The organism is Dysgonomonas sp. GY617 (assembly GCF_015233815.1).
Classification (GTDB): domain Bacteria; phylum Bacteroidota; class Bacteroidia; order Bacteroidales; family Dysgonomonadaceae; genus Dysgonomonas_A.
This window is the reverse complement of sequence record NZ_JADCLR010000003.1, coordinates 168,711-191,845: the sequence shown is the minus strand read 5'-3', so window position 1 is coordinate 191,845 and position 23,135 is coordinate 168,711. Positions and strand designations below refer to the sequence as shown.

Sequence of the window (23,135 nt, the reverse complement as noted above, 5' to 3'; positions counted from 1 at the left end):
GCTGTTGGGCTTAAAAACACAACATTAATATTTAACTAAAATAAAAAAGACTCATACCTTGTGATCGGGATATGAGTCTCTTTATTGCAATTAATGATAAATATATATCTTATTTGCCAGCTATTGGTTTCAGCAAATATTTAATCTCTTTAGCTCCGGTTAATTCTTCATGAGTGATTCTAAAGCTATCATGTGCTTTACCATCTATACTAAGACCTCCAATATAATTAACATTAACAGCATCCATCGGTTTTATAGTCTCTATTACGACTTTGTCTGATTTATAATAGTTTGGATTTAGCTTAATTGTTATTTTATCGAAAGTTGGTGTTACCAGAGTGTAATCAGGTCGTCCTGGACATTCGGGATAAAATCCCATCATATTAAATACTGCCCATGTAGAAAGAGTACCAGTATCATCATTTCCTGGCAATCCACCTGGCGCATTTGTAAAATGATCATTCAGCAATTGTTTTACAATTTTTTGAGTTCTCCACTCTTCTCCTTTGAAATTGCTAAAAAAATGAGGATAGTTTATATCAGGTTCGTTAGTTACATCGAAATATTCTTTATCAAATACCATTTGCAATTTATCAACGAATTTTTTATCACCACCCATAAGCTTAGCTAAACCTGCTATGTCATGAGGCACAGCAAAGGTATAATTCCATGCAGAACCTTCGTGAAATCCGGGATTCGGTTCGAAATTCATTCCTTGTGCCGGATTAAATGGCGTTAAGAATGTTCCATCAGGTAATAGAGGTCTGAATGCTCCACTTTCTTTATCATAATAATGTTTATAGCCTAACGATCTTTTATAAAATAGTTTAGCGTCTTCTTTTTTACCTAAAGCTTCAGCAAAGCGAGCTAAATTCCAATCAGCAATATAATATTCTAAAGCGTGAGAAACAGAGTTATCAAATTCTCCACGTAAGGGAACAAAGCCTAGCTTCATGTAGTCATCATTATCGGGACGCATTAAGTTCTCTTTACTTGGTAGTGTTGCCGACTTATACATTGCTTCGTATGCAGTGTTTACATCAAAATCCTTTAACCCTTTAAACCAAGCATCTACAATAACAGGTATAGAAGGGTCACCTTCCATTGTATAAGACTCACGACCGTATAATTCCCATTTAGGTAACCACCCGTGCTCTTTGTACATATCTATCATTGTATGCATCATTTGAATCTGACGTTCTGGATATACCAGTGTCATTAATTGATGCACATTACGGTAAGTATCCCAAAGAGAGAATACTGTATAACGATTTTCCTTTGTTGTTTTTATCTCAGAGCTTTCCATTGCTGGATAGTCGCCGTTCACATCTTGTAGAATATTAGGGTGAACAAGAGCATGATAAAGTCCTGTATAAAAAACTGTTTTCTGATCTTTTGTTCCGCCTTCTACCAAAATTCTCGAAAGATCATCGTTCCAGCTTTTACGAGCAGCTTTATGCACAGCTTCAAAATCAGCTTTAGGCTGTTCAGTATTTAAATTCAAACGTGCATTTTCGATACTAACAAAAGAGACACCCATTTGCACTTCTATACTTTCACCCTCTTGTGCATCAAAAGTGAAATATGCGCCTACATCATCACCAGCAATCTCTTTGTTATATTTCGTATAAAGTTTATAAGTACCGGCATCCTTATTCCATTCTTTTTCCCAAGCCTCACCAGGACGTTGCAATTTCCAATATCCTACTGATTTAGGAGCTTTATTTATTCTCATCACAAAATAAATAGGAAATACAGCCTGAGATGCAGTATAACAGAACGTACCAAGAAGCTTAGTGCCTTCGATTTCTGTATCACTTACTCTACGAACCATAGCTCCGGATTCATTGGTAAGTCCTTCGCCCAGATTCAATAATATATTGGCTTGTCCTTTGGGAAAGGTAAAACGAGCAATCCCAACCCGAGGGGTTGCACTTACTTCGGTCTTAATGTTATATTTTGTCAGAATATTAGAGTAGTATCCAGGAGATGCAGTTTCATCTTTATATTCGCTTCCGTATTTACGATAATCTACATCCAAATCTCCTGATGTAGGCATCAGTAAAAGACTACTCATATCGGGGCAACCTACTCCACTTAAGTTTACGTGGGCATATCCGGTGAAGTATTTATTATCGAAGCTATAAGGGGTAGACCACCATCCGGTATCCTTGTCCCTTTTATTAAGGTCGGACCCCATAACATTGAAAGGTGTTACCGACATAAAACTTTGGGGGCACATAGCACCTGGGTTAGTTGTTCCATAATTAGTTGTCCCTATAAATGGGTTGACATAGTCAACCGGCTCATTTTGGGCGGCAACCATAGTGAAACAACCTAGAAATAAATAAAGGAATGTTTTTCTCATGATATTTAGTAATGATTAAAATGCTTTTTATGTGGTAAAATGCCAGAGCTATGATCTAAAAAGACTATGCTTCTAAGAAAGAAGCAATCTCTTCCAGATGCTTAGCGTCTATCTCGGTAAAATAGTTTTCAATCTCACTATCTACATCTAAGACAGCTATAACTTCACCTTGTTTTCGGATAGGTACTACGATCTCGGAACGAGATTCGCTATCGCAAGCAATATGCCCGGCAAATGTATTAACATCGGCAACGATAATAGTTCGATTCTCTTTCCATGCAGTTCCGCATACTCCTTTGCCATAATTTATACGTGTGCAAGCTATTCGCCCCTGAAAAGGTCCTAGTACTAATTGCTCTCGCTTTACTATATAGAAACCAACCCAAAGAAAGCCAAAAGCTTCTTTTAATACAGCAGATACATTTGCAAAGTTGGCAATAGTATCTGTTTCAGCCTCTAATAGGGCTTTTATTTGAGGTAAGAGATTCTTATATTGATCTTCTCTTGACGCATGTTTTAATATGTCTACTTTTTCTGCCATACTGTAAAGATATTGCTTTTTAGAAAAATTTGAAATGATTAGCTTGATAGTATTTAAAAACACACAAACTTATAACAACCCTAGTTGCTCAAACATGGTTTGATATATTTCGGCTTTTCCGCTTAAAGATTTAGGGTAAGCTCTAGATGATGATGGCATACGATATAATCTCATTAAATGACCATCAAATTCAAATTCTGAAAAGTCGCCAATTTTAGGTTCTTTCGTATTTACAAAAGAGATCAATGTATCAGTAGCTTTCTGTCCTGTGGTAATAATAGCCCTGCAGGTTGGTATTTGCTTTAATATAAGACTTAGATCAGTTGCTTCTACTACTTCTAAGAAATTATCCGAAGCATTATCCTTATGTCTTATAATAGCTTTGGCTGTATCTCCCAATCCTATTCCTTTATGAGTGAGGAATTCCTTTATCAGATCTTCGTTAAAAGCTTTTTTATTGGCAAGTAGAAAATGATCTTTATTTTGAAAAAATATCAAACCGAATATTCGCCACATGTCATTCTGAAAATTGGGATAGAAAAAATTCATAGACCATCTTTCTTGCTTGGGAGGAAAACTCCCTAGCATTATCATTTGAGTATCAGCAGGTAAAAAAAAAGGTAACGGATGATATTCTATATCTTTCATAAATACATTCAATATTTATAGGCGTGTTATAAATACGAAGATAATAAAAATAATTTCAGGCTATTTTCACCTTTTGATTATATAAAACAGGATTTATTGAAAATTATATATCTTTTTATTTGCAATTAAAGAAATATGTTATATTTTTGCTGTGACGAAATAAAAAATTAGATCAAAATGAAATTATTCACTAACATTCTTAGCTCTATTATTCTGCTCTGGGAAAACCTTAGAGTGAGTAGTGCTGCGTAGTTGAATAATCAAAACAGATATAGCAATGGCCTTTCTCACTAAATGAGAAGGGCTATTTTGTTAAATAGCATCAATATTGACTAAGAATAGAAACATACTTTAGACAAATTTATATGGACAAATTATTTATTTTTGACACGACCCTTAGAGACGGAGAACAAGTTCCGGGCTGCCAGTTGAACACTATTGAAAAAATAGAAGTGGCTAAAGCTCTCGAAGCTCTCGGTGTTGATGTTATAGAAGCTGGTTTTCCTGTATCAAGTCCCGGAGACTTTAATTCAGTGGTCGAGATTTCTAAAGCCGTTACATGGCCTACTATCTGTGCACTCACTCGTGCAGTTGAAAAAGATATAGAAGTTGCTGCTGAAGCTCTCAAGTATGCTAAGAAAAAACGTATACATACAGGAATCGGAACTTCTGATTTCCATATAAAACATAAATTTAATTCAACTCAGGATGAAATTGTAGAACGTGCAATCGCAGCGGTAAAATATGCGAAGCGTTTTGTTGAAGATGTTGAATTTTATGCAGAAGATGCTGGTAGAACAGATAATGCATATTTAGCAAGAGTAGTACAAGCCGTTATAAATGCAGGTGCAACTGTTGTTAATATACCTGATACTACCGGTTATTGTTTACCAACCGAGTATGGTGCAAAAATTAAGTATCTGATTGATCATGTAGATATGAAAAATGCCATACTTTCAACACACTGTCATCAGGATTTGGGAATGGCAACAGCCAACTCTATCATGGGAGTATTAAATGGTGCCCGTCAAGTTGAGGTTACAATAAATGGTATTGGAGAACGTGCCGGTAATACTTCTTTAGAAGAAGTTGTAATGGCTATAAAGAGTCATAAGGAACTTGATATTGAAATGAACATCAATACTCAAAAGATATATCCGATGAGTCGTATGATATCAAGCCTAATGAATATGCCTGTACAACCAAACAAAGCTATTGTAGGAAGGAATGCATTTGCACATTCATCGGGAATACATCAAGATGGAGTTCTTAAGAATATGTCTACCTACGAAATTATAGATCCTAAGGATGTTGGTATAGACGATAATGCCATAGTTCTTACAGCTAGAAGTGGACGTGCAGCACTGAAAAATAGATTGAGTATTTTGGGCATTGAAGTTAATGATAGTGAATTAACAGAAATATATCAACGTTTTTTAGAACTTGCAGATCGTAAGAAGGATATTACAGATGAGGATATTTTGATTCTTGCAGGAAAAGAGACTGATAAAATGCACAGCATCAAGTTAGATTATCTACAAGTAACATCTGGTATAGGTGTTCGTTGTATTGCTAATGTGGGCATAGATATTGCCGGAGAAAAATTTGAGGCTTCTGCTTCCGGAAATGGACCTGTTGATGCAGCAATCAAAGCAGTAAAACAAATCATTCGCCGCGAAACAATAATTCAGGAATTCCTAATTCAAGCCATAAATAAAGGTAGTGATGATGTAGGTAAAGTGCATATGCAAGTAGAGCACGAAGGACAAAATTATTATGGATTTTCAGCAAATACTGATATTGTAGCGGCATCTGTTGAAGCATTTATCAATGCAATTAATAAATTTGTAAAATAAACGAATATCAATATTTTAGTGGAAACTAAAAAATACGAATACATAGATAGTTTACGAGGGATTGCCGTATTGATGGTATTGATGGTTCATGTTGGTAATTTCTTTAAATTACCAACTACCGAATACTTCTCTCACTTGTTGTTTGAAATGGTTTATAGTGGAAGAATGGGCGTTCAATTATTTTTCATACTCAGTTCTTTTACTCTAATGTTTTCTTTCGACAGAAGAATTGGAGAGAAAAATGGTACTTCAAATTTTTATATACGGCGTTTTTTTAGAATAGCTCCGATGTATTATCTCGCTATTGTTGCTATCACGGCTTACTTTATTCGTTTAGATGTTCGAAATTGGGATATTCTGACTACACCTTGGTATCTCAGCAATTATTTCTTTTTAAATACAGTGAATCCTGCTTGGATTAAGACAATAGTTCCCGGAGGTTGGTCTATTTCTGTAGAATTTCTTTTCTATATGATATTCCCATTTATAGCTTCTCGTATAAAAAGCATTAACACTGCGGCTATTGCATTGTGCATAAGTCTTATTGTTGCAACTCTTTTTATATATGTTACTAGAGGTCAATTCTTTTTCTTTCAGTTTGACTTTAATCAAATTAATTTTGTGAATCAACTGCCCGTATTTTTTATTGGTATATTCACTTATTGGTTAACAAAGGAAAGTTATACACAGATTAAAAATAAAACATGGGCACTATTTATTATTGTGATGCTTTTGTTCACACACATGGTAGTACCCTACTATTTGTTTTATTGTATAATATATTGCATCTTGATTTTGATTCTATCAAAAAAGCCTTATAAATTTTTATCAAACAAATGGCTTTCTAAAGTAGGTAGAGTAAGTTTTAGTATGTATATCGTACACTTTTTCTTAATAATAATGATGAATAATTTAGGAATAGGACATCTTATACCTGTCACAAATTTATTTACATCTATAGTAAACTTCGTCTTATTATACACTCTGGTTTTCACTTTAACGTATACAATTTCATATTTCTCATATAAATTTATAGAACTTCCCGGACAAAATCTTGGAAAAAAACTAATAAAAATTAGATCAACAAAATAATATTTCAGTATGAAAACATTATTCGATAAAATTTGGGATGCCCACACAGTATCAACAGTACAAGATGGTCCCACACAGTTGTATATAGACAGACACTTCTGTCATGAGGTAACAAGTCCACAAGCCTTTAATGGTTTACGTACAAGAGGGCTTACGGTTTTGCGTCCTGATAAAACAACGTTAACGGCAGATCATAACACGCCGACAATTAATCAAGACCAACCAGTTAAAGATCCTATTTCCAGAAATCAATTAGATACTCTATCGAAGAATGCTGCTGATTTTGGTCTGACATTATATGCATTAGGAAACAAGAAAAACGGCGTTGTACACATTATAGGTCCTGAAAATGGATATACTCAACCCGGAATGACTATTGTTTGTGGAGATAGTCACACTTCTACTCACGGAGCTTTCGGTTCTATTGCTTTTGGTATTGGTACATCAGAAGTAGAAATGGTACTAGCGACTCAATGTATATTACAAAGTCGTCCAAAGACAATGAGAATTACCTTTAATGGTAAACTGAATAAAGGGGTTACTGCTAAAGATTTGGCTCTTTATATGATTGCCAAACTTACTACTGGTGGTGCTACTGGTTATTTTGTTGAATATGCAGGAGAAGCAATCCGCAATATGTCGATGGAAGAACGTATGACGCTTTGTAACTTAAGTATCGAAATGGGTGCTCGTGGGGGATTAATTGCTCCGGATGAGGCTACATTTGCTTATGTAAAAGGACGTGAATTTGCTCCTAAAGGCAAAGCGTGGGATAAAGCTTTAGCTTATTGGAAAACTTTGAAAACAGATGAAGGTGCTAAATTCGATAAAGAATTAGTATTCGAAGCTGCTGATATTCAACCAATGATTACTTACGGAACAAATCCGGGTATGGGTATGGCTGTAAATGATTCAATTCCTACACTAGATCAAATAGACGAAGCTGGTCGTATATCTTTCCAAAAATCGATGGATTACATGGGTTTCAAACCAGGAGAGAAATTAGAAGGCAAATCAATAGACTATGTTTTCCTTGGTAGCTGTACTAATGGACGTATCGAAGATTTCCGTGCTTTTACTAACTTTATCAAAGGAAAGAAAAAAGCAGAAAATGTTGTTGCTTGGTTGGTTCCCGGTAGTTGGATGGTAGAAAAGCAAATACGCGAAGAAGGTTTATATGATATTCTTATCGAAGCAGGCTTCTCTTTACGTCAACCTGGATGTTCGGCATGTTTAGCTATGAATGACGATAAAGTTCCTGCCGGTAAATATGCGATTTCTACATCGAATCGTAACTTCGAAGGTCGTCAAGGTCCTGGAGCACGTACTATATTGGCTGGACCATTAGTTGCAGCAGCAGCAGCAATTACAGGAAAAATAACTGATCCTAGAACATTCTAAGATTAGACCTTTTCAGGAGAGAATAATATTCTCTTGATACAACCAATTATATTTTGCATTACTTAATTTTCTAATAAAAGTAAAATGGAAAAGTTTCAAACATTAACATCAACATATGTTCCACTTCCTATCGAGAACGTGGACACAGACCAAATTATACCAGCTCGTTTCTTAAAAGCAACCACCAAAGAAGGTTTTGGTGACAATCTTTTTGCAGATTGGCGTTATGATAAAGAAGGCAAACCCAAAGCTGATTTCGTATTGAATAATCCTACATACAGTGGAGAAATTCTTGTAGCAGGAAAAAACTTTGGTAGCGGATCTAGTCGTGAGCATGCTGCTTGGGCTATAGTTGGATACGGATTTAAAGCAGTAGTATCGAGTTTCTTTGCTGATATCTTTAAAAACAATTCATTAAATAACGGATTACTACCTGTAATTGTTAGTGTTGAATTTTTAGCTGAGATATTTGACAGTGTAAGTAAAGATCCAAAGGCTACGCTTACAATCAATCTGGAAAAGCAAACTATAACTAATAATGCAACCGGAAATTCAGAATCTTTTGAGATCAATCCTTATAAAAAAGAATGTCTACTTAAGGGACTTGACGATATAGATTATCTTCTATCTAAGAAAACTCTTATAGAAGCATATGAAAAAGATCAGACATTATAAATCGGGTCATTTTAATATGTGTTGGTTACCTAAGACTTAACCAACACATATTGATTCTTTGTTACGAGAATGTAACATAATTTATTTTACAAGCCTATGTTAGAAATAATGGATACTACCTTGCGTGATGGAGAACAAACTTCCGGAGTTTCGTTTTCTATGCAAGAGAAATTAAGTATTGCCCACCTGCTGTTAGTTGATCTGGGTGTAAATCGGATAGAAATTGCATCTGCCCGTGTATCGGATGGTGAATTTAAGACTGTAAAACGAATTACCGATTGGGCTAAAGGTGCAGGGTATATTGATAAAATCGAGATACTGGGATTTATCGACAAAGGGGCTTCTTTAAAATGGATTAAGGAGGTTGGGTGCAATACTGTAAATCTACTGACGAAGGGATCTTATAAGCATGTAACAGAGCAATTACGAAAAACTCCTGAGCAACATTTAGAGGATATTAAAGCCGAAATATATTTGGCTCAAGAAATGGGATTAAATGTAAATATTTATCTCGAAGATTGGTCAAATGGTATTTTGAATTCCGAAGAGTATGTTTACTTTATGGTGGATAATTTAAAAGATTTACCTATCAAAAGGTTCATGCTCCCAGATACACTGGGTATTCTCAATCCTCATACTACATGGCGTGCTTGCCGACGAATGACTAAACGATATCCCGGATTACATTTCGATTTCCATGCTCACAATGATTACGATTTAGCAGTTGCCAATGTTATGGTTGCCGTTGAAGTCGGAGTACATGGTGTACATGTAACTATGAATGGTTTGGGCGAACGTGCAGGAAATGCAAGTCTGTCGAGTGTAATAGCAGTTCTACATGATCATCTGAATGTGGAAACTACAATAAAAGAAGAAAAACTGAATAGAGTAAGTCGTGTTGTTGAAACTTACTCAGGTTTAACGATCTCTGCAAATCAGCCGATTGTGGGAGAAAATGTTTTTACTCAATGTGCAGGTATTCATGCTGATGGAGATAACAAGAACAATCTCTACTACAATGACTTATACCCTGAACGATTTGGTCGAGTGAGAGAATATGCACTGGGTAAACTATCAGGTAAGGCAAATATTCGGAAAAATATTGAGGCGTTGGGCATTGAACTTGATGAAGCTGATATGACTAAAGTTACCAATCGGGTTATAGAACTTGGTGATAAAAAAGAGGTTATTACTCAAGAAGATTTACCCTATATAATCTCGGATGTTTTAAGAAGTAGCGAGAAAGATAAACAGGTCAAGATTATTGCTTTTGCGTTTATTTTATCCAAAGGGGTACGTCCTTCTGCTTCCGTTCGTATTGAAGTAAATGGTAAGGAGTATGAAGAGACTGCACCGGGAGACGGACAGTATCATGCTTTTTCGAAAGCTTTATGGAAAATATATACAAAATTAAATAAGCCTAAACCCGACTTGGTAAATTATTCGGTAATAATTCCACCGGGAGGACGCACGGATGCTTTGGTACAAACTGTTATATCGTGGAGGTTTAACGATAAAGTATTTAAGACTAGAGGTCTGGATGCTGACCAAACAGAGGCAGCGGTAAAAGCTACCGAAAAAATGTTGAATATAATTGAAGATATGTAAGGTGCGAATCTATTTGAGGCTTTGGTAAGCTATAGCCTTTTATAATCTCGAAAGTATATCATTTAATACTATCATTTACTTAATATGAGGATAAATCTCGTCAATATTATTTCGGATCGCAAATATGAATCATGGGTTAGTTTTCAACTTATCTATGAATGGGAAGATCAATTGTCTAAGACTTTGGATATTCCTATTATTGATAATCCAGATCGTGTTGAAACAAGTCTGAAAAATTCGATTAAATATAATATATCCGAACGAGTAGCTTATCCTCTAATTAAATTTTTCAGAGCTATAAAAAGATGCTTCATTAAAGAATCTGAGATAGATTGCTCTCTGTATTTTCACTTGACGGTAACTAGTTTGATACAGCTTAAAAAAAGCAGATTAAACAGAATTATACCTGTGATTGTAGATGCTTTTATTGCAGAGGATTACTTGCCTGTCTTTTATAAAAAATATGGAGATTGTCCATTAGTACTAATATCGAGCATCGAAACATATGAATATCTTAAATCGGTAAATTGTCCTTTAAATATAAGATACTGGGGACTTAGTTTATCTGATGATTATAAATTGGATTCGGAGAACGAATACAACAAAGAAATTGATATATTACTTGCAGGAAGACAAAACGGAGTTCTTTTGTCATATTTAGAGCAATACTTACAAGATAATAAGCAAATTGAGGTTGTACGAAGTGATATAGAAGACGGACAGTTAATATTCACATCTAACAACAGAGGAGTACTTGGTAGCTTTAATGGCAGGGTAGAATACATAGATTTGTTGAGAAAATCGAGAGTAATAATGTATGCTACACCAGGAATTGATGGAGGTGAAAAACGAACAAAAGGTTATAATCCTGTAACACCTAAATATCTGGAAGCACTATCTTCTCAGTGTAAGATTGTAGCTCGCTATCCCTATACAGTTGAAACTAAACTGTATGAAGTCGATAAAATTTGCTCTAGTACTGATTCATATGATACTTTTAAATCTCATATGGATAGATATTTAGATCGTAATAATAAAATAGATTTGCCTTTTTATGCTTCAATACTAAATAAGCATTATACATCAGTGCGAGGTAAGGAGTTGCAAGAGATTATTCAAAATTTAAACTAGCAAAATATATTTATTACTTTTGTTAGACTTTAAGGTCTGAGACCTTTTTTATTGTAAGACTAAATTGTAACTGATAGTTATTACTGAAAAGTGTAGCAATAAAATTTCATATTATTTATAATAAACAAGATTCGATGAAAATAGGTGTTTTAGGTGCAGGTATCAGTGGTTTAAGTATTGCTAAAATACTAAAGAAAACATTTGATGTTGAAGTTTTAGAGAAGAATCCCGTTTGTGGAGGAATTGCTCGTACTACGGATGTTGATGGTGTTGCATATCATACTATTGGCGGTCATTGTTTTAATTCGAAATATGAAGATGTGTTGAGTTTTGTATTTGATGAAGTTCTACCTAAAAGTGAATGGAATAAAATAATACGAAAATCGAAAATAAAGTTCCAAAATTACGAGATCGATTATCCTATTGAATTTTCAATCAAGCAGATTTATGAGCATGACAAAGAGTTGGCTCAACGATTGACTATTGATTTTTTTAAGGCTGATGATAACGGTAAATATGAGAACTTAGACGAATGGTTCAGAAAGAAGTTTGGCGATAGTTTTGCTGAAGAATACTTCATTCCCTATAACTCTAAGATATGGAATAATGATCCTAAAAAAATGAGCTATTTATGGGTTGAAGATAAACTTCCAATTCCTAATAAAGATTCTTTTTTTGAAGGGCTAATATCTAATATGAGAGATAAAATGTCTCATTCAGAATTTTATTATCCTAAGACAAACAATCAGAATACATTCATCGAGGCTTTAGCCAAAGATACAGCAATCAAGTATAATTATAAGGTTGAATCCATTAAATATGATAACAGTTCTAAGAAATGGACTATTAATGATACAGATTATTACGATCTGATAATTAATACTACACCTCTAGATCAATTCATAGGTACTCTTGCGGATGCTCCTGAGAATATCCAATCTGCTGCAAAGAAATTGAAGAAAAACGGTGTATCTAATATCCTTTGGAAAACAAAGGAAACAGATAAAACGTGGACATATATTCCAAACCAGAAATATTTATTCCATAGATATATTCATATTGGTTCGTTTTGGAATCCTAAACAGAATTATTCGATCTCAGAAGTTATAGGACAACATTCTGTTGAAGAGATGACTAAAGCAGGACAACAAGACGATTTCTTAATAGAGCCAGTAGCTCACTCGGTATCCGACTATGCATATGTTGTATTTGATGAGAACTATGATGTAACTACAAAGGCTATAAAAGAGTATCTGGGAGAAGTAGGATTACATACTTTAGGACGATTTGGAGAATGGCAATATTACAATATGGATGTATGTATAAAAAAAGCCATTGATCTATCTAAAAAGATACTAGAAAAGAAAATTTAAGGTCTCAGACCTATTTAATATTCAGGCATATATAATGATTATATCTTGCCATAATTTTCAAATATATCACTAAATACTTTTATTTACTTTAATTAATATAGTATGAAATTAAATATTGCGGTATTACCCGGCGATGGTATTGGTCCTGAGATTATTGGACAAGCATTAAGAGTTACTGAAGCTATTTGCGAAAGATTCGGTCATGAATTGTCGTACGAATACGGAATTGTGGGAGCATGTGCTATTGATGAAGTAGGAAGCCCCTATCCTGATGCAACTCACGAGCTTTGTATGGAATCTGATGCTGTACTATTCGGCGCTATTGGTGATCCTAAATACGATAATAACCCATCGGCTAAAGTTAGACCGGAACAAGGTTTATTGAAAATGCGTAAAGATCTTGGTCTATATGCAAACCTACGTCCGATAACTACTTTTCCATCATTAATACACAAATCGCCTCTTCGTGCAGATCTTGTAGAAGGAGCCGATTTTATGTGTGTACGCGAATTGACGGGAGGCCTTTATTTTGGACGTCCTCAAGGAAGAAGCGAAGATGGAAATACTGCTTATGACACCTGTGTATATACTCGTGAGGAAGTAGAACGTATTCTTCATCTATCTTATAAATATGCTCGTCAACGTCGCAAGAAAGTGACTGTAGTAGATAAAGCTAATGTTCTTTGTACATCTCGTTTGTGGAGAGAAGTAGCTCAGGAAATCGAAAAACAATATCCTGATGTTGAAACAGAATATATGTTTGTTGATAATGCAGCCATGCAGATTATTCAATGGCCAAAACGTTTTGATGTATTAGTTACAGAGAATTTATTTGGAGATATTCTTACTGATGAATCATCTGTTATTACAGGTTCATTAGGAATGTTACCATCTGCATCAATTGGTGTTCATACATCGGTATTTGAGCCTATACACGGATCGTATCCTCAGGCAGCAGGAAAGAATATAGCAAACCCTATTGCTACTATACTTTCGGCAGCTATGATGTTCGAATATGCTTTTGATCTTCAAGAAGAAGGCAAAATTATTCGTGATGCAGTAAATGCTTCTTTGGAACAAGGTATTGTAACTGAAGATATTTCTTCAGATGGCAAAGCTTATTCAACATCTGAAGTTGGTGATTGGATTGTAAATTTTGTAAAGAAATAAGGTTATCTTAATCTAAGAGACATATACTTCATTCATTGAAAAGTTATAAAAAGTGAGCAACATTTTGTTACTCACTTTTTTATTTCTATATTTTGTCTCACATTGGGTTTTCATCAAATAAATATTTATTATATGAAGAATCGTATTAGCTTATTGGCTATAATTATTGTAAGCTGTATTTTTCTTTTCGGCTGTAAAACAAAGCAAGGTCAAGAAAATAGAAAATCTAAAATCGAAGGAACAAGTAAAAGTAAGGGGGAGAACTTTGATACTTTTTATTCGAAATTTATGTCAGATATTAAATTTCAAAAATCAAGAGTTATGTTTCCCTTAAAATGCGATATCTCGGAACCTGAAAGAAACCTAAAGAGTATAGAGGAACAGCAGTGGGTTCCAATGAAAGTGCCTATCGATCAGGTAGACAGAAACGTTTATAAAGTAAAGGTTACAAAAACGCCAAACATAGTTACTCATCGGATTTATATTGAAAATTCGGATACTGATATACTCTTAAAGTATAAGCAAATAAAAGGGAAATGGTATTTGATATATTATAAAAGTATCTTTTTATGATTAATCGTACACAATCTTCATTCTATTAGTGCTATACAAATACAAAACTCTATAAAAAATCATACCTTTGTGAGAGAATAAAAAATATATGAAAGAAAAGCAGAATACACTATTGTTAGAAATAAAGGTAACAGAGAATGCCGAGTTACTTAATTTCTTAGTGGATAGTAACGTACGAAAAAGTAGAAATGCGACAAAGTCTCTTTTGGTTCACAAACAAATAAGAGTAAACAACAAGGTCGTATCGCAACATAATCATGAGCTAAAAGCTGGAGACACAGTTTCTATACATAAACATGATCACAAAATGGATCAGAAGAAACTAAAGGGGCTTACTATTATTTATGAAGATAAGGATCTTATTGTTGTAGATAAAGATTCAGGATTACTATCTGTTTCAACAGGCAGAGAATTGCTAAAGGAAACAGCATATAATATCATCAATGAATATGTAAAAGGTAAGAATGCTAAAGAAAGAGCATATGTATTATTCCGTCTTGACAGAGAAACTTCGGGATTAATGGTATTTGCCAAAAGTCCAGAGATACAAGAAGAATTGCAACATACATGGATATTGAATCCACTGAAACGTTCTTACTTAGGAGTAATCGAAGGTCCTCTCGTTCCCGAAAAAGGTACTATAACCTCATGGCTTACTGAGAACAAAAACTTTGTAGTATTTGCGTCTAAGACAGACAACGGAGGTTTAGAGGCTGTTACTGAATACGAAACTCTTAAAGCTAATAGCAGATATTCGGTAATAAGATTGACTCCTACTACTTCGCGTAAGAATCAATTGCGCGTACAACTTCAATTTATAGGACATCCTATTGTTGGAGATAAGAAATACGGATCGAAAATAAGCCCATTACGTCGAATCGCTCTACACGCCGATGAATTGGAATTTGTGCATCCAAAAACAAAACAAAAAATACAATTGTCATCACCTCTTCCAAAGAAGATGCAAGTAATGGTAGATGCAATTCAACCCAAAAAGAAAGAAGTATCAGAGGAGTAAATGGATACATTTAAAACAGTCAAAGAAACAGCTAAAGGATTGTTTACTGAGAAGAAAAGTAAATTTATTTCTTTTGCCATTCCTGTGCAAACTGTAGATGATGTAAAAGTCGAAGTTGAGAAATACAGAAAAGAATATTATGATGCCCGACATGTTTGTTGGGCATACATGCTTGGTGCTGAGGGGAACGAATTTAGAGCAAATGACGATGGTGAACCTTCGGGAACAGCAGGCAAGCCCATATTAGGGCAAATCAATTCGAATGAACTCACAGATATTCTTATCATAGTGATTCGTTATTTTGGAGGTGTTAAATTAGGAACTAGTGGATTAATAAGTGCTTATAAAGAAGCTGCTATTGAAGCTATCGCTGCTGCGGAAATAATAGAAAAGACTGTTGATATAGATATAAGCTTTCAATTCGAATATCCTTTTATGAATGATGTTATGAAAATTGTAAAGGACTTAGAGCCAACTATTCTAGGCCAACAATATGATATGGATTGCTCTATGTCTCTGCGTATCCGAAAAGGATTGTATGATCAGCTTATATCCAGATTAGAAAAAGTAGAAAGCTTACATTTTCCAAAAGAAGATTAAGCTCTCAGGTCTTTTTAGAACAAAGAATGTATAAGAACAATAATTTCTCACTACTCGATATATTAAACTCATAAATACATTATAGTCATGAAGATAACAATTATAGGTGGTGGTAATATGGGAGGAGCTATTGCTGCCGGACTTGCAAGTGGCAAGATATTTAATCCACAAGATATTACGGTTATAGATCGTAATCAAAGAAATATTGACACTATTAAAACATATAATAAGGGTATAAATGCTGTTATAAATGATTACTCTTCATTATCTGAAACTGATATTATAGTCTTGGCTGTTAAGCCTTGGTACATTCAAGAAGTATTAGAGAAACACCGAAAAGTATTTAACCCATATCAAATTATAATTTCTATTGCATCTGGTATTTCTTTAAATCAGCTTTCAGAATGGATTCTTAATGATTCTGCTATATATAGAGTAATGCCTAATACGGCTATTGCAATTAAAGAAAGTATGAGCTTTGTAGCTTCTCATGACACTAATAAAGAAAATGACGAATTGATTCTCAAAATATTCAGCGAATTAGGTAAGGTCGAGTTTATTGATGAAAAATTATTTGCTGCTGCTACATCGCTTGCTTCATGTGGAATAGCTTTTGCTTTCCGTTACATACGTGCTGCAATGGAAGGTGGTATAGAAATGGGATTAAGAGCCGATCAGTCAAAGGAAGCCGTTATTCAGACCTTACGAGGTGCTGCTAATTTGTTAGAGGCCAACAATAGTCATCCCGAAGTTGAAATAGACAAGGTAACTACTCCCGGAGGAGTAACGATTAAAGGACTGAACGAAATGGAAAATGCAGGGTTTACTTCTGCTGTGATCAAAGGGTTGAAAGCTAGTTATGTTAAGTGATAAAACTGAAAGAAAACCACAACTTTATTATTTCAATCCTGGACATGAGGGCGCAGTACTAACTTTATCGCCTTATTATACAGCACCCGCTAATATGGTCAATCTTCAACACGATTTGGCCTATTTGGTTGCTTGGTATGCTGATGCCGAGGATTATGTTTTAGTTCAATCGGAACTACCTTTTGATTTCGAGGAATATTTATCTAAGAATTTGCTACCACTCCCAAAAGGAATTATTTCTGATAAAATGAACCGTTCATTAACAGAGGTTCATTTATGGGGATTATCTCCACAGTCGATTAATTATTTTGAGAAAATTAATTCTAAATACCATTTACATTTTAATCTGCCTCAATGGAAAGACGAATTGCGTCTATTGTCAAGTAGAGAAACAGCTAAAGAATGTTTGAGAGAATTGTGTTGTGAAATATCATCTATTTCAACTGATATTATATCCAGTTTTTATAGTAGCTTAGATGAAATAGAAGATATTGTAAGAAATGCAGACTATCAGTTTTTAGCAAAAGCGCCCTACTCTTCTTCCGGTAGAGGTTTGTTATGGTTACCTGTGGGAGGCTTAACTCAAACCGAGCGTCAAATATTACAAGGTATTTTAAATAAGCAGGAAATAGTTTCAATAGAAAAAGCTCTGAATAAGCAGCTCGATTTTGCGATGGAATTTATTTTAGATAATAATGAGATCCGTTTTGAAGGATATTCTTTATTCGAGACAAATTCTAAAGGAGGCTATCTCGGAAATTATATTGGTAACCAAAAGAATATAATAAATAAGATCCTCGAATTTATCCCAAATCAGTTATTAGAAGAGGTCAAGAATAGCTTATTAAGAATCTTGAAAAATAAATTCAAAGGATTCTATTCAGGTTGTATAGGGGTAGATATGATGATTTATAAAGATGAAGATAATGCCTATAAGCTGCATCCTTGCATCGAAATAAATGTCAGAGATAATATGGGATTATTAGCTCTTCGTTTTAGTCAAAAATATTTAGAACCAGGATCCGAAGGCTCATTTTACATGGACTTTACCTCTCAAGAAGGAGAACAAGTAAATAGAGATAATCAAATGAAAAAAGAATACCCGGCTTTATTTACGAATGGTAAAATAAAATCCGGATATTTATCTTTATGTCCTGTAAATGATAAAACAAAATACAGAGCCTATGTGCTGGTTAAAAACTAAAAGCTTATTATTTCTTATACTTAGTTTTTACAATAACAACGTTAATGGAATCTAGAGTAGTAATGTTTCCATACGTATCCATAACAGATGCATCTAGTTGATATACACCTTGCCATATATGACGACGGTTGATATTTTTATTTGTATCGGTCACCGAAACAATTGAATCAATCTGAAACGGATGCGTAATTGTAGTATCTTTCTTCCCGAATATAGACGATACCTGATAATTCTTATAAAAATAAGCAGTTGTATCTCCCGGCACATCTTTAATACTGTCTCTAAGATGTCTTATTCTAAAAGTATAAGATGATAGTCCTTCATCATCACTTAAAGTAGCGCTAAATATAGGTAATATTGTATCTGTATCCATATAGATAAATAGAGTATCGTTATTAAGTGGTTTCAGAAGTTTTATTGTTGGAAAAGTATTATCTGTATCAATTTTAGAGCATGAAAAAAACAGATTTGTGCCAACTGCTAAAACTACAATTAATATAAGAAGAGATATATTGCGAGTCATTATTTACCTTTATTATGAGAGAGAACAAATATAAAGAAATTCATTTAATTATGTCTAGGCATTGTCTCATATAAATATGCAGAACCATCAACATCATATATATATTCACCTTCCTTTATAGCATCTTTCACTCTATTTTCTAATACATTGTATCCTAAAAATTCAGATAAGATAAAGATTGAATTACTTGTATTTATGGCATTCAGACTAGGTGTAATATATTTTTTAGCAATACTGTCGGATCATTATTCATTTCATTAGTCAATGCAGCTTTATCTATATCATCATTTCTATCACCATACCACGAGTGACTTCCATACATGTGTAAAACAATAAATTGTTTTTTTCCTTTTACTAGTTTTGATTCCAGAACTTTTATTAACTCCAGATCATCCCGGCTTTTACTTTCTAAAAAATACGAATCAGAGGCACAACTTGCAATATATCCGATGTTATTATCATAAATACCTAACTTATCTTGGTTTGAGATCCATATTGTTTCATAACCTACTTCATTAGCTAAGTCTATGATATTCTTTTTTGTAAAAAAGGGCATTCCATAGTTAGGCGTTGCAAAGGATAACGATAATCGGATTGCTTCGCGTGTTAAAGGTGCTACTGCAATTGCATCATGATAAGTGAACTCTATATTTTCTAATTTACTTAAACTGTCTAGAGAAGGTGTTGTAAGCAATGAGTATCCATACAAAGAATAGCTTCCTCTTAGAGAACTTTCGCCAATGACTAAAAAGATTTTTTCTGGTTGGTCATCAGCTTCATTAAAGGTTAAGAAATCAGGAATTTCTTTTTCTGCGTGGATAAACTTTTCCATTGCTCGCATTTCCTGCCGATAACAGAGATATACAATCAGGTCATTAAAAAAGAGAGGTAAACGTCGATAGATGCTTTTTTGAACAGTTAACAACGGGAGTGTTTTTAAGTTATATCGTTCTATCTCATTCCCTTTAATATCTGTTTGGTAGAGATAGGTGAAAAGTAAGCAGGAGCTAATGATAAAAATAAGAAAAGATTTTTTCTTATTTAAAATTGATTCCTTTAGCTCTTTCTGTGATTTAAATATAAATAGTAGTAATAAAAACAAGCTAATGAGTGCAATATGCCAGAAACCTTTCAGCATAGAATAACTCTCTACCCAAGTGGTTTCGAGTATAGATGCCATCACTCCCAAAGATATAGGCGATCTGTATAAGACTGTAAAAGTTATGTCGAAGCAGAGAATGAAAGTAAGCAATATTACCAGTATCTTTCCATATTTTACTTTCGATAATATATTATAGATCAGTAATAACAGGAAACTGTTAATAGAAGAATGCATCCAATTAGCTCCCTGTTTATGAGCAATATACATAAACAGGAAAAAACAAATTATAGAATACTTATATTTCCAAACACAATCAAAAACACTGAAAAAATACCGATATAAAACACTCTTCATATAACTTAACTGCAGTTAGCTTTAATATAAGACGTCAAAGATACTCTATTCTTTTAAACATTCTATAAGGTCAGAAACAGCTTCTTTTATATTAGAGGAATCCTGTAAGAGTGTAATAAATTTGCTACCTATGATAGCTCCACTTGCATTTGCTTGTGCAGCCTCTAAAGTGGCTTTGTTTGAAATACCGAAACCTATTAAGCGAGGATTCTTTAAATTCATTCCATTTATTCTCTTGAAATAAGCTTGTTTACTATCATCAAAGCTTTTTTGAGCTCCTGTAGTAGCTGCAGAAGATACCATATAAATGAAACCGTCAGTATGTTCATCAATAAGACGAATTCGCTCATCTGATGTTTCAGGTGTTATTAGCATTACTACTTTTATGTTGTATTTATCAGCAACAGGCTTATATTCTTTTAGGTAATCATCGAAAGGAAGATCAGGAATAATAGCTCCATCTATGCCTACTTCTTGGCACTTTTTACAGAAAGTCTCGAACCCATATCTCATGATTGGATTTAAATATCCCATCAAGATCAGAGGTATTGATACTTCTTTGCGAATATCTTTTAATTGGTCGAATAGCTTAGATAAGGTCATTCCATTTCTTAGAGCAATAGTTCCGCTTGCTTGAATCGTAGGACCATCAGCCATAGGATCTGAAAAAGGAATGCCTATTTCTATTAAGTCTATATTATTTGCCTCCAACTCTTTTATAACATTAACAGTATCATTCAGATTAGGGAAACCTGCTGTAAAATATATAGATAGTATATTTTTTTGTTTCGCTTCAAAAAGTTGTTTTATTCTATTCATTTTTCAATTGATTTATAAATTGTTCTAAAAGATCTATATTTTTCAAACCTGGTTCTAATTCAAATTTACTGTTTAGATCCAGAGCATATAATTGAGGGTGTGAGATGCTTTTAATTGCTTTTACATCTTCGACCGAAATACCTCCACTAAGGAAAAATGGAAGCTTACCTTTATATTGATTGAGAATACTCCAATCAAATTTTATACCCGAACCTCCATGTTGTGAAGTTTTTGTGTCAAATAAGAGAAAATCACAAACATTTTCATATTCTTTGGTAGATAAGAAGTCTGCTTCCTCAGAAATATTGAATGCTTTTATTAGTGTGAGATTTGGATATTCTGCTCTTAGTGCGTAGCAATATTCAATAGCTTCACTTCCGTGTAGTTGAACCACAGAAAGTTTATACTTATTAATCTGTTCTAATACTGATTCGATGTTCTCATTCACAAAGACTCCTACTCTATCAATGTTATCGGGTAAGATATTTAATATGTTAGAATCTAAACTCTGAATATATCTAGGCGATTTAGGATAAAATATCAAACCCATATAATCAATAGGTAATTTTGCTAACGCCAAAATATTTTCAGGATTCTTCATCCCACAGACTTTAATCTTCATGATAACTCTTTAATAAAGTTAGCTAAGGCTTCGCCCGGATTATCTGTTTTCATAAAGTTCTCGCCCATAAGGAATCCTTTATATCCTACTTCGCGAAGATCAAGTACTGTTTGAGGAGATGAAATTCCGCTTTCGGATATTTTTACAAACTCATTTGGTATTTTATCTACCAAGTCAAATGATGCTTGCACATCAGTAACGAATGTACCTAGATTGCGATTATTTACACCTACAACATCTACATATTCGTTTATATGTCCGAGTTCAGCTTCATTATGAACTTCAAGTAACACATCTAAACCTAGTTCTTTTGCTTTTACAGCAAATTGCTTAGTCTCTTGAATAGTAAGAGAAGATGCAATTAATAAGACTGCACTGGCTCCCATTGCAGCAGCCTGATAAAATTGATACTCGTCTACCATAAAATCTTTACGAAGTAAAGGAGTCTTGGTTAAAGAGCTTGCCATTGTTAAATCAGAAAAAGTGCCTCCAAAAAAAACAGTATCTGTCAGAACAGAAATAGCACTTGCTCCTCCTCCAGAATATAAAGGTATAACTTCTTCTACTTTTGCATTTTCGAAAATCCAGCCTCTTGAAGGTGAGCGTCTTTTGAATTCTGTAATAATTCCTGTTGAAGAATTTATTAAAGATTGCTTAAACAAACCTTGTTTATTGGCTGTACCAATTTGCTTTATCAATTGGTCAATGCTAACTTCTTTCTTTTGTTGCTCTACCTCAATACGCTTATTAGCAACTATTTTATCTAAAATATTAGTCATAATCTAAATGTCGTTTATTTTTTAATTCCTTCAACGGAAAAGGTAATAGGAACTTTATTTCCAAAACTATCAATTTGATATTTATCCGTATCGATTTTTATTGTGTGATTAAAGCAATTGTATGGAGAATAATCATACTCATTAAATGATTTAATTTCTATATTATTCTTTATCAAACTATTTAGAACTTCGCTAGTACTATGATTCCAGTTTACGGTCGAATATTCTATCTCTGCATCTCTATCGGCATACGAGCCTTCATTAGCTTCAACAATTTCTCCTGAATTGAAATAATTATAAGCAATAGTCTTAAAATCATAGTCAAACATCCAGATGAAAGGATGAAACTCTACAAATACAAATCGACCGGAAGGTTTTAGATATTTCGATACTATAGCAGCCCACTTATCTAAGTCAGGAAGCCAACCTATTACACCATAGCTGGTAAAAACAATATCAAATTGTTTATCCAGATAATTAGGTAGATCAAATATATCGCAGCAGATAAATTCTGTATCTACATTTGTTTGTTGAGCTAATAGCTTTGCTGTTTCAATAGCTTTATCTGATAGATCAATACCTGTTACTATCGCACCCCTCCGGCTCAGCGAAATACTGTCTTGCCCAAAATGACATTGTAGATGTAATATTGATTTGCCTCTGATATCACCTAATAGATCTAGCTCAATATTTTTCAAAGAGCTTTTGCCTTTCAGAAATGCTTCGTTATCATAAAATTCAGATTTAATATGTATATCTGTTTTTTTATTCCAAGCATTTTTATTTATCTCTATATAGTCACTCATTT

22 protein-coding genes are annotated in these 23,135 nt (G+C 33.8%); 13 read left to right on the top strand and 9 right to left on the bottom strand.

Annotated features, from left to right (window positions below):
- Window positions 1–109: 109 nt before the first annotated feature.
- The 3 genes from IR022_RS04970 to IR022_RS04960 form a co-directional block, all read right to left on the bottom strand.
- A complete protein-coding gene (locus tag IR022_RS04970) occupies window positions 110–2,326 on the bottom strand; it encodes a GH92 family glycosyl hydrolase (protein ID WP_410492800.1) in 2,217 nt (738 codons plus the stop codon).
- Window positions 2,327–2,432: 106 nt separating this feature from the next.
- Entirely contained in the window at window positions 2,433–2,909 is a 477-nt protein-coding gene (locus tag IR022_RS04965; RefSeq protein WP_194202854.1) for a GAF domain-containing protein, read from the bottom strand.
- Between the two features lie 69 nt (window positions 2,910–2,978).
- Entirely contained in the window at window positions 2,979–3,557 is a 579-nt protein-coding gene (locus IR022_RS04960; RefSeq protein ID WP_194202853.1) for a uracil-DNA glycosylase family protein, read from the bottom strand.
- A gap of 365 nt (window positions 3,558–3,922) precedes the next feature.
- On the opposite strand from IR022_RS04960, the gene IR022_RS04955 reads away from it, so the two are divergent.
- The 13 genes from IR022_RS04955 (at window position 3,923) to IR022_RS04895 (ending at window position 18,128) form a co-directional block, all read left to right on the top strand.
- On the top strand, window positions 3,923–5,413 hold the full coding sequence (locus IR022_RS04955; RefSeq protein WP_194202852.1) for a 2-isopropylmalate synthase: 1,491 nt from the start codon (window positions 3,923–3,925) through the stop codon (window positions 5,411–5,413).
- 18 nt (window positions 5,414–5,431) lie between these two features.
- Complete coding sequence (locus IR022_RS04950) at window positions 5,432–6,505, top strand: acyltransferase family protein (protein WP_194202851.1); 1,074 nt, start codon at window positions 5,432–5,434, stop codon at window positions 6,503–6,505.
- Between the two features lie 9 nt (window positions 6,506–6,514).
- Window positions 6,515–7,906 carry a 3-isopropylmalate dehydratase large subunit gene (gene leuC / locus IR022_RS04945; protein ID WP_194202850.1) on the top strand — a complete coding sequence of 464 codons (1,392 nt, stop codon included), beginning with the start codon at window positions 6,515–6,517 and terminating at the stop codon, window positions 7,904–7,906.
- Window positions 7,907–7,990: 84 nt separating this feature from the next.
- On the top strand, window positions 7,991–8,581 hold the full coding sequence (gene leuD / locus IR022_RS04940) for a 3-isopropylmalate dehydratase small subunit (protein WP_050708832.1): 591 nt from the start codon (window positions 7,991–7,993) through the stop codon (window positions 8,579–8,581).
- A 96-nt stretch (window positions 8,582–8,677) separates the two neighbouring features.
- Window positions 8,678–10,189, top strand: a complete 1,512-nt coding sequence (locus tag IR022_RS04935; protein WP_050708833.1) for an alpha-isopropylmalate synthase regulatory domain-containing protein — start codon at window positions 8,678–8,680, stop codon at window positions 10,187–10,189.
- 84 nt (window positions 10,190–10,273) lie between these two features.
- Entirely contained in the window at window positions 10,274–11,320 is a 1,047-nt protein-coding gene (locus IR022_RS04930; RefSeq protein ID WP_194202849.1) for a hypothetical protein, read from the top strand.
- Window positions 11,321–11,454: 134 nt separating this feature from the next.
- Window positions 11,455–12,693, top strand: a complete 1,239-nt coding sequence (locus tag IR022_RS04925; RefSeq protein ID WP_194202848.1) for a protoporphyrinogen/coproporphyrinogen oxidase — start codon at window positions 11,455–11,457, stop codon at window positions 12,691–12,693.
- 102 nt (window positions 12,694–12,795) lie between these two features.
- Window positions 12,796–13,863 (top strand): 3-isopropylmalate dehydrogenase, encoded by a 1,068-nt coding sequence (gene leuB, locus IR022_RS04920; RefSeq protein ID WP_050708836.1) that lies wholly within the window; start codon window positions 12,796–12,798, stop codon window positions 13,861–13,863.
- A gap of 132 nt (window positions 13,864–13,995) precedes the next feature.
- On the top strand, window positions 13,996–14,436 hold the full coding sequence (locus IR022_RS04915; protein WP_194202847.1) for a DUF4348 domain-containing protein: 441 nt from the start codon (window positions 13,996–13,998) through the stop codon (window positions 14,434–14,436).
- An 88-nt stretch (window positions 14,437–14,524) separates the two neighbouring features.
- Window positions 14,525–15,454 (top strand): RluA family pseudouridine synthase, encoded by a 930-nt coding sequence (locus IR022_RS04910; protein ID WP_194202846.1) that lies wholly within the window; start codon window positions 14,525–14,527, stop codon window positions 15,452–15,454.
- Window positions 15,455–16,054: an IMPACT family protein gene (locus IR022_RS04905; RefSeq protein ID WP_194202845.1), complete on the top strand. Its 600-nt coding sequence runs from the start codon at window positions 15,455–15,457 to the stop codon at window positions 16,052–16,054.
- 87 nt (window positions 16,055–16,141) lie between these two features.
- A complete protein-coding gene (gene proC, locus IR022_RS04900; RefSeq protein WP_050708372.1) occupies window positions 16,142–16,924 on the top strand; it encodes a pyrroline-5-carboxylate reductase in 783 nt (260 codons plus the stop codon).
- The gene (locus IR022_RS04895) at window positions 16,914–18,128 is read left to right on the top strand and encodes a hypothetical protein (protein ID WP_194202844.1); all 1,215 of its coding nucleotides are present in this window, start codon (window positions 16,914–16,916) and stop codon (window positions 18,126–18,128) included. The genes proC and IR022_RS04895 overlap by 11 nt, the downstream gene beginning before the upstream one ends.
- Before the next feature lie 7 nt (window positions 18,129–18,135).
- Here IR022_RS04895 and IR022_RS04890 read toward each other — a convergent pair whose 3' ends face one another.
- The 6 genes from IR022_RS04890 to IR022_RS04865 form a co-directional block, all read right to left on the bottom strand.
- Window positions 18,136–18,651: a DUF4625 domain-containing protein gene (locus tag IR022_RS04890; RefSeq protein ID WP_194202843.1), complete on the bottom strand. Its 516-nt coding sequence runs from the start codon at window positions 18,649–18,651 to the stop codon at window positions 18,136–18,138.
- A 202-nt stretch (window positions 18,652–18,853) separates the two neighbouring features.
- Window positions 18,854–20,020 (bottom strand): sulfatase-like hydrolase/transferase, encoded by a 1,167-nt coding sequence (locus IR022_RS04885; RefSeq protein ID WP_194202842.1) that lies wholly within the window; start codon window positions 20,018–20,020, stop codon window positions 18,854–18,856.
- A gap of 132 nt (window positions 20,021–20,152) precedes the next feature.
- Window positions 20,153–20,926 (bottom strand): tryptophan synthase subunit alpha, encoded by a 774-nt coding sequence (gene trpA, locus IR022_RS04880; RefSeq protein WP_194202841.1) that lies wholly within the window; start codon window positions 20,924–20,926, stop codon window positions 20,153–20,155.
- The gene (locus tag IR022_RS04875) at window positions 20,919–21,548 is read right to left on the bottom strand and encodes a phosphoribosylanthranilate isomerase (RefSeq protein WP_194202840.1); all 630 of its coding nucleotides are present in this window, start codon (window positions 21,546–21,548) and stop codon (window positions 20,919–20,921) included. Before IR022_RS04875 ends, trpA begins: the two co-directional genes overlap by 8 nt.
- Window positions 21,545–22,327 (bottom strand): indole-3-glycerol phosphate synthase TrpC, encoded by a 783-nt coding sequence (trpC, locus tag IR022_RS04870; protein ID WP_194202839.1) that lies wholly within the window; start codon window positions 22,325–22,327, stop codon window positions 21,545–21,547. Before trpC ends, IR022_RS04875 begins: the two co-directional genes overlap by 4 nt.
- Window positions 22,328–22,341: 14 nt before the next feature.
- A complete protein-coding gene (locus IR022_RS04865; protein ID WP_194202838.1) occupies window positions 22,342–23,133 on the bottom strand; it encodes a class I SAM-dependent methyltransferase in 792 nt (263 codons plus the stop codon).
- Window positions 23,134–23,135 lie beyond the last annotated feature (2 nt).